At 31.9% G+C, this 13,474-nt stretch carries 12 protein-coding genes; 8 read left to right on the top strand and 4 right to left on the bottom strand.

Going from position 1 to position 13,474, the window contains the following annotated elements:
* Window positions 1-32: 32 nt before the first annotated feature.
* Window positions 33-698, bottom strand: coding sequence for a head GIN domain-containing protein (locus tag ACM55K_RS02160; RefSeq protein WP_416848602.1), 666 nt, complete (start codon window positions 696-698; stop codon window positions 33-35).
* Between the two features lie 5 nt (window positions 699-703).
* Complete coding sequence (gene rnr, locus ACM55K_RS02155; RefSeq protein WP_416848601.1) at window positions 704-2,896, bottom strand: ribonuclease R; 2,193 nt, start codon at window positions 2,894-2,896, stop codon at window positions 704-706.
* A 119-nt stretch (window positions 2,897-3,015) separates the two neighbouring features.
* On the opposite strand from rnr, the gene ACM55K_RS02150 reads away from it, so the two are divergent.
* From ACM55K_RS02150 to ACM55K_RS02140, 3 genes are all read left to right on the top strand, one after another.
* The gene (locus ACM55K_RS02150; RefSeq protein ID WP_416848600.1) at window positions 3,016-3,249 is read left to right on the top strand and encodes a DUF2007 domain-containing protein; all 234 of its coding nucleotides are present in this window, start codon (window positions 3,016-3,018) and stop codon (window positions 3,247-3,249) included.
* A 727-nt stretch (window positions 3,250-3,976) separates the two neighbouring features.
* A complete protein-coding gene (rpiB, locus tag ACM55K_RS02145; protein ID WP_416848599.1) occupies window positions 3,977-4,405 on the top strand; it encodes a ribose 5-phosphate isomerase B in 429 nt (142 codons plus the stop codon).
* Window positions 4,406-4,535: 130 nt separating this feature from the next.
* Window positions 4,536-5,678 (top strand): ATP-binding protein, encoded by a 1,143-nt coding sequence (locus tag ACM55K_RS02140; RefSeq protein WP_416848598.1) that lies wholly within the window; start codon window positions 4,536-4,538, stop codon window positions 5,676-5,678.
* Here the strand turns inward: ACM55K_RS02140 and ACM55K_RS02135 are convergent.
* A complete protein-coding gene (locus ACM55K_RS02135) occupies window positions 5,657-5,953 on the bottom strand; it encodes a DUF1294 domain-containing protein (RefSeq protein ID WP_416848597.1) in 297 nt (98 codons plus the stop codon). The genes ACM55K_RS02140 and ACM55K_RS02135 overlap by 22 nt on opposite strands.
* Window positions 5,954-6,072: 119 nt before the next feature.
* Here ACM55K_RS02135 and ACM55K_RS02130 point away from each other — a divergent pair, with 119 nt between their 5' ends.
* The gene (locus tag ACM55K_RS02130; protein WP_416848595.1) at window positions 6,073-8,196 is read left to right on the top strand and encodes a Tex family protein; all 2,124 of its coding nucleotides are present in this window, start codon (window positions 6,073-6,075) and stop codon (window positions 8,194-8,196) included.
* A gap of 40 nt (window positions 8,197-8,236) precedes the next feature.
* Here ACM55K_RS02130 and tatA read toward each other — a convergent pair whose 3' ends face one another.
* The gene (gene tatA, locus ACM55K_RS02125) at window positions 8,237-8,413 is read right to left on the bottom strand and encodes a twin-arginine translocase TatA/TatE family subunit (RefSeq protein ID WP_416842210.1); all 177 of its coding nucleotides are present in this window, start codon (window positions 8,411-8,413) and stop codon (window positions 8,237-8,239) included.
* Between the two features lie 331 nt (window positions 8,414-8,744).
* Between tatA and ACM55K_RS02120 the strand changes: the two genes are divergently transcribed.
* The 4 genes from ACM55K_RS02120 (at window position 8,745) to ACM55K_RS02105 (ending at window position 13,408) form a co-directional block, all read left to right on the top strand.
* Window positions 8,745-9,140, top strand: coding sequence for a peptidase (locus ACM55K_RS02120; protein WP_416848593.1), 396 nt, complete (start codon window positions 8,745-8,747; stop codon window positions 9,138-9,140).
* A gap of 64 nt (window positions 9,141-9,204) precedes the next feature.
* The gene (locus tag ACM55K_RS02115; protein ID WP_416848592.1) at window positions 9,205-10,692 is read left to right on the top strand and encodes a GH3 family acyl-acid amido synthetase; all 1,488 of its coding nucleotides are present in this window, start codon (window positions 9,205-9,207) and stop codon (window positions 10,690-10,692) included.
* Between the two features lie 34 nt (window positions 10,693-10,726).
* On the top strand, window positions 10,727-12,406 hold the full coding sequence (locus ACM55K_RS02110; RefSeq protein WP_416848591.1) for a DUF6909 family protein: 1,680 nt from the start codon (window positions 10,727-10,729) through the stop codon (window positions 12,404-12,406).
* Window positions 12,407-12,415: 9 nt separating this feature from the next.
* Complete coding sequence (locus ACM55K_RS02105; protein ID WP_416848590.1) at window positions 12,416-13,408, top strand: hypothetical protein; 993 nt, start codon at window positions 12,416-12,418, stop codon at window positions 13,406-13,408.
* Window positions 13,409-13,474 lie beyond the last annotated feature (66 nt).

Raw genomic sequence — 13,474 nt, 5'->3', positions numbered from 1 at the left:
TTAAAATTTATCAGAATAGAAATGCAAAACTATTATTTTTCTAGGATTGTTCCACTAATAAAAACTTCTTTATTAATTTGTTTTGGTTTTCCATAAATGTAAATAGAGCCTCCGGCCTTCACTTTTGCATCAACCAATGTAGTTGCATAGATTTCAGATTTTCCTCCCGCAGCAACGCTTATTGTTGTTTGAGTCGTATGTAAATTGGTTGCTTTTAGAATTCCACCTGATGTAATAACTACATCTTGATTTGTTGCTTTACCTGATACATTAATAATACCTCCTGCGCTTGCCTTTACATTCACTTTGTCAACATCTATTTTAATCTTTATCTCTGCTCCTGATTTTGCATTTAAATCCAACATCGTTTGCTTGAAATCAGTTTCACTTGAAACAGAACTTCCTTCGCTTGCACTGATACTTTCAATACTATTATAATACAATTTTACAACAATGTTATTACCTGATAATAATTGTGGAAAAGGCATTCTTATTTTTAATTCTCCATTTTTATTAACCGTTTCAACTTCATCTGCTCTGTCTCCGGTTATAACAACTTTATTCTCTGAGGATGAAATTAATTTTACATTGATTTTATCAAATACTTTTACTTCATCAAAATCTCCTAAATTTCTGCTTACCTGTGCATTTGTTATTTGGCTTAAAAATACAAAGGCAATAATCACTAATTTTTTCATTTTTTTTATTTAATTGGTTCTTCAATTCTTCTTAAAAAATTAAAATCCAGTTGTTTTTTAACTAAATCGGCATTTTTTACTTTAACGTAAATTTCATCTCCTAATTGTAATAATTTACCAGAAGTTGCGCCAGTTAGTGCATATTGTTTTTCATCAAAGGTGTAATAATCGTCTTTTATATCGCGTATTCTACACATTCCTTCACATTTATTCTCTATAATTTCTACATAAATTCCCCATTCAGTAACACCGGAAATCACGCCTAAAAATTCCTGATCCTGATGATCTTGCATGTATTTTACCTGCATGTATTTGATAGAATCACGTTCCGCATTGGTTGCCAAGCCTTCCATTGTTGAAGAATGAACACATTTCGTTTCATACGTTTCTTCATCTACTGATTTTCCTCCGTCAAGATAATGTTGCAATAATCGATGCACCATTACATCCGGATAACGGCGAATTGGAGATGTAAAATGCGAATAATAATCAAAAGCTAAACCGTAATGTCCAATGTTATCTGTAGAATATTTGGCTTTACTCATACTTCTAATCGCAAGAGTATCTATTAAATTTTGTTCTTTTTTACCATTTACTTCTTCCATCAAAGCATTCAATGATTTAGAAATATCGCCTTTATTACGGAAATCTATTTTGTAACCAAACTTGGCAATTACCGTTTGCATGGCAATTAATTTATCTTCATTTGGCTCATCATGAATCCTGTAAATGAAAGTTTTCTTTTGTTTTCCAATATATTCTGCTACTTTTTTATTGGCCAAAAGCATGAATTCCTCAATCAGATGATTGGCATCTTTAGAAACTTTAAAATAAACACCTTGAGGTTCTCCGGCTTCATCTAAATTGAATTTCACTTCCACTTTATCAAAAGAAATGGCTCCATCGGCCATTCTTCTTTTTCTGAAAATTTTAGCTAATTCATCCATTTTTAGCGTCGCTGAGACAATTGCTGATGAAACTTGATACGAAGTTCCAGTTATAGAAATTTCTTCCGGAATCACATCGTCTTTCGTTTCTATGATATACTGCGCTTCTTCGTATGAGAATCGTTGATCAGAATAAATTACAGTTCTTCCAAACCATTGATTGACTACTTGAGATTTTTCAGTGATTTCAAAAATGGCCGAAAACGTATATTTTTCTTCATTTGGACGCAATGAACAAGCAAAATTTGATAATACTTCTGGTAACATTGGCACTACTCTATCCACTAAATAAACGGATGTAGCTCTTTGATAGGCTTCATCATCCAGAATTGTTCCTTCTTCAAGATAATACGATACATCAGCAATGTGAATACCAATTTCGTAATTACCATTCTCTAATTTTTTAAATGATAAGGCATCATCAAAATCTTTGGCATCTTTTGGATCAATCGTAAAAGTCAACGTATCGCGCATGTCACGACGTTTGGCAATTTCACCTGCTTCTATCGATGTATCAATTTTCTGGGCATAAGTTTCTACTTCTATAGGAAATTCAGCCGGCAATCCATATTCAGCAAGAATAGCGTGAATCTCCGTATCATGTTCTCCTGGTTTACCTAATACTTTTATTACTTTTCCAAAAGGACTATCCGCTCTATCCGGCCAATCTTCGATATGAACTAAAACCACATCACCTTGCTCCGCCTCACCTATTTTATCTTTTGGAATAAAAATATCCGTATACATTTTTGGATTGGCAGTAGAAACAAAAGAGAAGTTTTTTTGGATATCAATAACACCAACAAAATCAGTTTTATTTCTTTCAATTACTTCAATCACTTCACCTTCAGGTCTTTTCCCTTTTCTTCTATTGTAAACATAAACTTTTACAATATCTTTATCTAAAGCGTGATTTAAATTATTGGTAGGAATGAAGACATCTTCTTCTAACTCTGAACAAACAAAATAGGCTGTTTTACGACCAGTCATATCAATCTTGCCTTCGTAATAGTCTTTGCTTATCGCTTTTACTAAATACTTTCCAGGTTCTGATTCTATAATTTTATCTTGTGAAGCAAGAATCTTCAAATCTTTTATAATTTGATTTCTGCTTTGGGTATCATCAAGTTCCAGTTTTGCTCCTATTTGTTTATAATTGAATGCTTTATTAGCACTTTGCGACAATATTTTTAATATTTTATCAGAGAAATCTTTCTCTTTTTTGATCGGCTTTCTTAATCTTTTACTCATACTTCTTTTCTTATTGCGCATAAAATTACGAAATAGTTAATCGTTATCAATAACCAGCTAACAGTTTTAAAGAAAATATAACTTTACAGAATAGTTGTATCTTTATAAAAACAATCAAAATGGAAGATTTTCAAACAATTGCAATTTTTAATTATTCGCATGAAATTGTTGTCCTAAAGCATATTTTAGATCAAGAAGGAATTTCTTATTTTTTTGAAAATGAAATGACTTTATCTGTTGCTCCATTTTATTCAAATGCTTTAGGCGGAATTAAGTTAAAAGTACATTTGAACGATTTTGAAAAGGTTCAGGAAATTTTAGATCGTTTGAATAACAATCTAACCATCGTTTAATTCAATTTGAAAGTTTTATTTTTTTAAAGTTGTCAACATATATTAATATAAACAAAAAGAAAAATTAAATTTAAATTATTTTTTGGTTGTTATTATAGCTTGTTAATAGCTACAATAAATTTATTTTAAAAGGTATTGGAATGAAGTTTAAAGTTGTTATACCGACTTATCAACAATGCTATTTTAAGGTAAAGGATTAGTTTTAAAGTGTTTTTAGATTTTAATTAACAATGGTTAATAATTCAAATAGAATTGATTTTGTAAATAAGTACTTTTTAGATTTTTGTTAACAAACTGTTTTTTTATAATGATAACTATTCTAAAAATTCAACAAACAAAATTAGGATTTCTAATGTGGGTTTTGGATTACTTATTTTTAAGTTAGAACCAAAAAAAACTTCTAATATTCTATCCAAAGTTATGAACATGTTTTGTTAATTTAAAGTTAACTGAATATCAAGCAATTGCGTTTTGCTATTAACAATGTAAAAAATTAACATTTTAAATATAAAATATATATTGATTCACAGCTATTTATAGATTTATTAAAATTGTTAATAACCTCTTAATCAAATAGAAATCTGATAGTTAAAGCATTTACAATTTGCTTTCATTTTTAAAGACTTATTTGAATTGAGTTATTCTATTAAAGAAAGCGAGATTTAAATTCAACAAAACTAAATTTCTTTATTTAAATTTGCACCACACAACTTATTATATAGTAAAAATGAAAATATCCATAGGAAACGATCACGCTGGTCCAGAATACAAAAAAGCAATCGTTGAAATGCTTAAAGCAAAAGGACATGAAGTAACTAATTACGGAACTGATTCTGCAGATAGTGTAGATTATCCTGATTTTGGACGTCCGGTTGCCATAGATGTTTCTGAAGGAAAAGCTGATTTTGGAATTGTTATTTGCGGAAGCGGTAACGGAATTTCAATGACAGTAAATAAACAGTCTAAAGTACGTGCCGCTTTATGCTGGATAAAAGAAATTGCAGTTTTAGCCCGTCAACATAATGATGCTAATATTATCAGTATTCCTGCGCGTTATACTTCAATCCCACAAGCGGTAGAAATGGTGGAAACGTTTTTGGATACAGAATTTGAAGGTGGAAGACATCAAACAAGAGTGGATAAAATTTCTTGTTAGAATCTTTTTATTGACTGAATTTACATTAATTCAGTCATCGTGTTGACTAAATTTACATTAATTCAGTCAGTACGTTGACTGAATTACTATTTTTTAATTATATTTGGTTTAGATTTCTAAATCAAATAGAATGGAAAATTATTTAAAAAGAGCACTATTTCAAGATTTTGGTAAAAAAGTACTTCCTAACAAAGTATTGATTTTACTGGGTGCTCGTCGTGTTGGGAAAACCGAATTAATAAAAAATTACCTTCAAACCATTCCTGACGGAAGTTATTTGCAACTGAACGGAGAAGATATCAATGACGCTAATTTATTTAAAGAACGTTCCGTAGCGAATTATAAGCGATTATTACATAATATAGATTTATTGGTTATAGATGAAGCCCAAACTATTCCTGATATTGGACTTATTCTAAAACTTATTGTGGATTCTATCGAAGGAATCAAAATTATTGCAACAGGTTCCTCTATATTTGATCTAAACAATAATCTTGGTGAACCATTAGTGGGACGAAAAAATACCTTATATCTTTTTCCATTAGCACAAATGGAATATTCCCAATACGAAAATTACAAACAAACTACCGAAAAATTAGAGGAAAGATTACTTTTTGGAAGTTATCCGGAACTGATTCAATATTCAGATTGGGAGGATAAAAAAGAGTATTTGTATGAAATTATTAATTCCTATTTACTGAAAGATATTTTAGTATTTGAAGGAATAAAACATGCCGATAAAATATATGATTTGCTGCGTTTGATAGCGTATCAATTAGGAAAAGAAGTTTCGTTGCAGGAATTAGCAAATCAATTGCAAATGTCTAAAAATACAGTTACTAATTATTTAGATTTACTTTCAAAAGTGTTTATTATATTTAAAGTAGAAGGGTTTAGTCGCAATCTTCGTAAAGAAATTGTGAAATCCAATCGTTGGTATTTTTATGATAATGGCATTAGAAATGGCATTATAAATAATTTTAATAGATTGGATTCGAGAAATGATATAGGAGATTTATGGGAAAATTATCTTGCTTCAGAAAGAGTAAAAAAGCAAAATTATCAAAAAATAAAAACAAATAATTACTTCTGGCGCACTTATGATCAACAAGAATTAGATTGGTTAGAGGAAAAAGCGTCTACTTTAGCCGGTTTTGAGTTTAAATGGAATGAAAATAAAAAGACAAAAATTCCAACAGCTTTCGCAAAAGCCTATCCGGAAGCTACTTTTGAAGTAATCAATAAGAGTAATTATTTAGATTTTATAATGTAATCTTCATTAAAAACGTCAAAATAAAATAAAACGCCAATAATTAAAATTTGGATAAATACAATTCTGAAAAATTTAAAAAGATAGTATTTTTTTGAAGTTTTATGATTGAAAATATACATGGCTAATGCCGAACCAATTGTGCCGCCAACAGCAGTAAATGTTAAAAGGGTTTCTTCTGAAATCCTTTTTTTATGGGTAATGGCTAATCGTTTATCATAAGCAGTAATCATAAAAGCTAAAATATTCAACGTTAAAAAACTATATAATAAAGTCATAAATGATATAAATTTCAAGTTTAAAGCTATTATTTTAGCTGAAAAATTAATTAGACACTTTCCTTTTTTCTAATTAAACGTTTTTAAAGTTAAAACATTTAAAATTATCTAATTACAGGATGACTAATATACAATTTATAGCTAAAACTGTTGCAACAGCAGCAATTAATATCCAGAAAACCGTTCAATTATTACAAGAGGATTGTACGATTCCTTTTATTTCAAGGTATCGAAAAGATACAACAGGAAATCTGGATGAAGTACAAATAGAACAAATTGCAAAACTTCAAAAAGAATATGAAGTGATTGTAAAACGCAAAGAAGCGATTTTAAAATCCATTGCCGAACAAAATGTACTTTTGCCAGAATTAGAGAAAAAAATCCAGCAAAGTTTTGATTTACAGGAACTCGAAGATTTTTACCTGCCTTTCAAAAAGAAGAAAAAAACCAAAGCCGATGTTGCTCGTGAAAACGGATTAGAACCTTTAGCAAAAATTATCATGGCACAAAATAATGATGCTATTGATTTTATTTCTTCCAAATATTTGAATGAGAATGTCATCAATGAAGATGCCGCTTTACAAGGCGCCAGAGATATTATTGCCGAATGGATTAATGAAAATATTTATGTTCGAAAACAACTCCGAAGATTGTACGAACGTAAAGCAATCATTACCACCAAAGTAGTAAAAACTAAAAAAGATGAAGAAGCAGCACAGAAATTCAATCAATATTTTGAATGGTCAGAACCATTGACTAAAGCGCCATCCCACCGATTATTAGCGATGCTTCGTGCCGAAAACGAAGGGTTTATCAAGTTTAAAGTAGAAGTTGATATTGATGAAGCGTATGATATTATTGATACATTAATCCTAAAAAGCCAAAATAGTTCAACACCTCACGTACAATTAGCCATCGAAGACAGTTATAAACGATTATTGAATCCGGCAATTTCAAATGAAGCTTTGCAAGAAGCCAAAGCTAAGGCTGACGCCAATTCTATTCAGGTTTTTGCGAATAATCTTGGACAGTTATTATTGGCACCGCCTTTGGGTGAAAAACGAATTCTGGCGATTGATCCAGGATTTAGAAGTGGCTGTAAAATTGTTTGTCTGGATGAAAAAGGGGATTTGTTATACAATGAAACCATTTATCCGCATGCGCCTCAAAAAGAGGAAGCGATGGCGATGAAAAAAATCCGTTCGATGGTCAATTCGTATAAAATTGATGCGATTTCCATAGGAAACGGAACCGCTTCTCGAGAAACGGAATTCTTTATCAAGAAAATAGCTTTCGATAAACCGGTGCAGGTTTTCATCGTTTCTGAGGCAGGAGCATCCGTTTATTCCGCATCAAAAATTGCGAGAGAGGAATTTCCTGATTACGATGTTACGGTTCGTGGTTCGGTTTCTATCGGGCGACGATTGAGTGATCCATTAGCCGAATTGGTTAAAATTGACCCTAAAGCCATTGGCGTAGGCCAGTACCAACACGATGTGGATCAAAATAAGTTAAAAGAAGAATTAGATAATACCGTGATTCGCTGCGTGAATTCTGTCGGGATAAATATCAACACGGCAAGTAAACATTTATTGAGTTATGTGAGTGGAATAGGAGAGAAGCTAGCCGAAAATATTGTGCAATATCGCTCGGAAAACGGTCCTTTTCAAGATAGAAAACAACTGAAAAAAGTACCTCGATTGGGTGAAAAAGCGTATCAACAAGGAGTTGCTTTTATTCGAATTTCGAATGCTAAAAATCCTTTGGACAATTCAGCGGTGCATCCCGAAGCTTACGGAATTGTGGAAAAAATGGCAAAAGATTTGAAATTGACGGTACATGATTTGATTGCCAACAAAGAAAAAACGGGGTTAATAAAACCAGAAAATTACATTACTGCGGAAATAGGTTTGTTAGGTTTAAAAGACATTATTAAAGAACTCGAAAAACCCGGATTAGATCCAAGAAAATCAGCAAAAGTATTCGAATTTGATCCCAATGTCAAAACGATAAAAGACGTAAAATCAGGAATGATTTTACCAGGAATTGTGAATAACATTACCAATTTTGGTTGTTTTGTTGATATTGGAGTAAAAGAAAGTGGTTTGGTTCACATCTCGCAGTTAAAAGTTGGTTTTGTAAGCGATGTAAATGAAGTAGTGAAATTACACCAACATGTACAGGTAAAAGTAACGGAAGTGGATGAAGAAAGAAAACGTATTCAGTTAACAATGATTATTTAAAATAAAAAAAAGGCTTTTCAAATTATGAAAAGCCTTTTTTTTATTTTATTTCTTCTTCTTCTTTTTTATCAGCTGGCTGATTATCTTTGGCGGCGTTTTTGAATTCTTTAATTCCGCTTCCTAGACCTTTCATTAGTTCTGGAATTTTTTTACCTCCAAAAAGTAATAAAACGATCGCCAATATAACAAGGATTTCTGTAACACCTATTCTTCCCATGATTGAATAATTTATTGCCGAAGCAAATTTGTAATAAAACTGTTTACAAAGGTAATTAGAATAACTTGATATGAATTCATTTTAAGGCAATTATTTGGTTTCAATAACGTTAAAAATTTATTAAATCAAATTTACACTTTCATAAAACAGGATCAAAGGGCACAAATAGAATCCATACTATAAATTGATTATATTTGTTCAATAATCAAATTGTATGTCCGGGAAAAGACAGAAACGAAAAAAACTTAAGGAAAATTTATTCAATAAAAGACGTTTAATAATTTTAAACGAAGATACTTTTGAGGAAACTTTTTCTTTAAAACTTAATTTAATGAATGTTTTTGTTGTTGCCACTTTGGGAGCAATATTTATAATAACAATTACCACTTTTATCATTGCTTTTACACCTTTACGTGAATTTATTCCAGGATATTCTTCAACTAAACTTAAAAAAGATGCCACGCAATTGGCTTTAAAAGCAGATTCTTTGTCTTTTGCTTTAAAGAAAAATGAAGCCTACATCAAATCCATTCAAAAAGTATTAACTGGAGAATTGGAATACGCAAAATTCAACAAAGATTCTATCCTTGCAGCAACTGAAGAAGTCCAATCCCCAGTAAATTTATCTGCTTCAAAAAAGGAAATTGAATTAAGAGAACAAGTGGCGAAAGAAGAAAAGAATACCCTCCCAGCCTCCCCGAAGGGAAGGAGCCAAAAATCAAAATAGTTTTCATTTAAAATGAAAAAGGGCGTCTTATTAGAACTAAAAAAATCAAAATATCAATTAAGAAATGTCAATAAAATCAGTTGCAGCAAAACTATTTGCACTTAAAATTTATAAAAAAACTCAGGCTTGGGCCAATAATCCTGTTGCAACCCAAAACAAAGTTTTACTACACTTAATTAAAGAAGCTAAGGGAACTCAATTTGGAATCGATCATCATTTTGATACTATAAAATCAAGTGTGGATTTCGCTAATCAGGTTCCGGTTCGGGATTATGAAGCGTTAAAACCCTATGTTGATAAGGTGGTAAAAGGCGCCGAAAATGTTCTTTGGAAAGGGAAACCATTGTATTTTGCAAAAACATCGGGAACAACATCCGGAGCTAAATACATTCCGTTGACCAAGGAATCCATGCCTTTTCATATTGAAGCGGCTCGAAATGCGATTTTGCATTATATCCATGAAACGGGAAAAGCGGATTTTATTGATGGAAAAATGATTTTCCTTCAGGGAAGCCCAATTCTTGAAGAAAAGTACGGGATTAAGTTGGGTCGATTATCTGGAATTGTAGCTCATTTTGTTCCAAAATATCTGCAAAAAAACCGCATGCCATCTTGGGAAACGAATTGTATTGAAGACTGGGAAACCAAAGTAAATGCGGTTGTCGAAGAAACGTTTAACGAAAATATGACGGTGATTTCAGGAATTCCATCTTGGGTGCAAATGTATTTTGAAAAATTGCAGCAAAAAGGAGGGAAGCCAGTGGGAGAAATCTTCAAAAACTTCAATTTGTTTATTTACGGAGGGGTTAATTATGAACCGTACCGCGCTAAATTTGAAAATTTAATTGGTCGAAAAGTAGACAGCATTGAATTATTTCCAGCTTCGGAAGGTTTTTTTGCGTATCAGGATTCTCAAAAGGAGCGCGGCATGTTACTGCTTTTGAACTCTGGAATTTTTTATGAATTTATAAAGTCAGACGAATTTTACACGGAAAAACCAAGACGTTATACAATTGGCGAGGTAGAATTAAACGTGAATTATGTACTGATTATTTCTACTAATGCGGGACTTTGGGGTTATAATATTGGTGATACTGTTCAATTTACTTCATTAAAACCCTTTCGCGTGATAGTGTCTGGAAGAATCAAGCATTATATTTCGGCATTTGGAGAACATGTCATTGGAAAAGAAGTAGAAAGTGCATTGCAGGAAGCGATAATTGGAACCAATATACGGGTAAATGAATTTACCGTTGCACCACAAATCACACCAACCGAAGGATTGCCTTATCACGAATGGTTCATTGAATTTGAGAATGAACCGGAAGACCCCGTTACTTTTGCGGAAGCGGTAGACAATGCCATGAGAAAGCAAAACGTATATTACGACGATTTGATTGTGGGACACGTTTTGCGAAAAGTTGTGATTACAAAAGTCGCTAAAAACGGTTTTCAGGAGTATATGAAGTCAATAGGCAAGCTGGGCGGACAAAATAAAATCCCCAGACTTTCTAATGACAGAGCCATTGTGGATTTATTAAACAAAAAATAAAAGGGTTACATTTGAGTTTTAGAAAATAGAATAAATGAAAGATAGTAAACATATATCACGCTCAAGAGCACAAGAATCATCAGCAGCCATTGAAAAAATGTACATCACGATGCGTCATTTGTTTAATAGAGGATTTTATAAACCAATGGGAGTTTCAGGAGATACTTTGCGGGAAGCTTTATTGGCTTTGCGACCAGAAATTTACGGTAATATTGGTGAAGAAAAAGTGGAATTGAACGGTCTTTTATACGTTATTGAGCGTTTGCCAGTAGGAATTGAAGAATGTAGATTCATCAATTTAACTTCGGATGAAGGGTATTCTAAATCCCATTTTCAAGCGATTGTACCACCAAAAAGACGCCGTAATTGTTATCGAATTGACGAGGAACAAATGAATGTGGAGATTACGCGTGGACGTTCGGATATTTATGATATTTTGACGCATTTAACGTTCATTTTTATCGAATCCCATAAAATAAGAAATAGAGTTTTGCTGGATGATGCAGGCGAAGTTTCGCGTGATTGGTTCAAACTGGAACAAGCAGTTTCCCAGAATAAAAAACTGACTCTGGTTGAAAAAGAGAAAGCAATTTCACATGCTTCAAATATTCTGGGAAGAACATTTGAGGAAGTCTTAGAAATATATGATGCCTTTGGGTCCGTAACATCGCCAGATCGTTTCTTGCATGTAATCTTTTGGTTGGGGAAATTAGCGATTGAGGAAGTGGTTGACAATAATAAAAGAACCATAACATTCAGTCCGATTTTGAGAGAACGATTGGGGCATCATATTCATGGTGAAATTTGGGCAACGAACATCAAGGAAGTTTTAAAAGAAAATCAGCTTTTAGACCGTCCAATCCATGTGATTAGTGCCAATATGCACAGTGTAATGAACTCTATTTTTGCAACACCGGCTTTGAAAACGAAATTTAAAGACAAATCAGATTTCTTTATTTATGAAGAATTGAGCAAATCTGGTTCTTATGACGTTCGCAATCAGGTGGAAGACATTGCATTGAAATACGGAATGATTTCGTTACCGGATACTTCAGGAACCAATATTGACGTGCAAATTTTTGATACTGCCAAAATAGACTGGACTAAAACCTCATTTCCAAAAGCAACTATTGGAGATAAAAAACCGGTTATAATCGTGATGGATTATGCTTTTGGCGAACAAGCGTATGAAACGATTGATGAATTATTGAAACCGTATAAAAAAGAGACATTATTGAATGTCGAATCGGTTTCCATCATGGGAAAAGCAGGAATTTTAGAAGGTGGAAAAGGAGATATCATGATTCCGAATGCACACATTAATGAGGGAACGGCAGACAATTATTTTTTCCATAATGAATTGTCGGCGAAGATGTTTGAAGGAAATGATATCGCAGTTTTTGCTGGACCAATGGTTACAGTATTGGGAACATCATTGCAAAACAGGGATTTATTAAAATTCTTTCATGAATCGACTTGGGGTATTATTGGATTGGAAATGGAAGGTTCTTATTATCAAAAAGCCATTCAATCTGCATCCAAAATCAGAAAAAGCGTTCCTTTGGATATCAAAGTGAGATATGCATATTACGCTTCGGATAATCCCTTGGAAACGGGAAGCACATTAGCTTCTGGCGGACTGGGAACAACGGGTGTAAAACCAACGTATTTGATTACCATTAAGATATTGGAACAAATTTTCAACGTAAAATAAAAGAATAGAATGAATAAAAACGGACCCAATGACCAAGACGATCAGGAGATTGATTTAACACAAATTTCTAAGAAAATTAGAAGTCTTTTTCAAAGATTTAATACTTTTTTATTCAGATGTATTCAGTTTTTTGTGAAAAATGTGATTGCAGTTTCGATTTTGTTGTTGGTTGGAGTAGGTTTAGGAATGTTTTTAGATCAAACACAAAAAAACTATGATAATCATATTATAGTTGCGCCAAATTTTAAATCAACAGATTATTTATATTCAAAGATTGATTTATTGGCAGCTAAAATTGCAGAAAAAGATACTGTTTTTTTTAAATCAATAGGTATTCAAAATTCTAAAGAAATCAATAAAATTACAATTGAACCTATTGTAGATGTATATAAGTTTATCAACAATAATGGGTTAAATTTAGAATTATTGCAATTAATGGCACAAAATGGAGATTTGAAATCAGTAGTTAAAGAAACCACTACAAGTAAAAACTATACTTTTCATACTATTATTGTTTCGACAAAAGCGATAACAGATCCAAAAAACACGATTCAGCCCATATTAAATTATTTGAATACGAGCCCTTATTTTGGAGAAGTTCAAAAAATTTCTATTAGTAATATTCAACAAAAAATAAAAGCGAAGGAAGGGATTATAGGTCAAATTGATGGAATATTGAATGAGTATTCAAGTGCTAATGACAATCGTCAAAAAAGTGATAAACTCATTTATTACAATGAAAATTTACAATTAAATGACATTATAAAAACCAAGGATTCCCTAATTAAGGATATTGGAACATTAAAAATACAATTATTTAATTCTGATAAAATAATAAAAGATTCCATGGTTATAATGAATATCAAAAACACTGAATCCATAAATGGTAAACTTAAGTTTGTATTGCCGGCGGCTTTAATTCTTGGGTTTATTTTTATAAATTTTTTCATTTCTTTTTATAGAAAACAATCGTTAAAAGCACAACAAAACAGTACAATTTAGGTGTGGAATAGTTGCAATTACCACTGATTTTAGCAAGATAGCAAATCAATCGTTATTTTATTTAAC

It is taken from the genome of Flavobacterium arabinosi, from assembly GCF_048158725.1.
Taxonomy (GTDB): Bacteria; Bacteroidota; Bacteroidia; order Flavobacteriales; family Flavobacteriaceae; genus Flavobacterium; species Flavobacterium arabinosi.
This window is presented reverse-complemented; position numbering and strand designations above follow the sequence as displayed.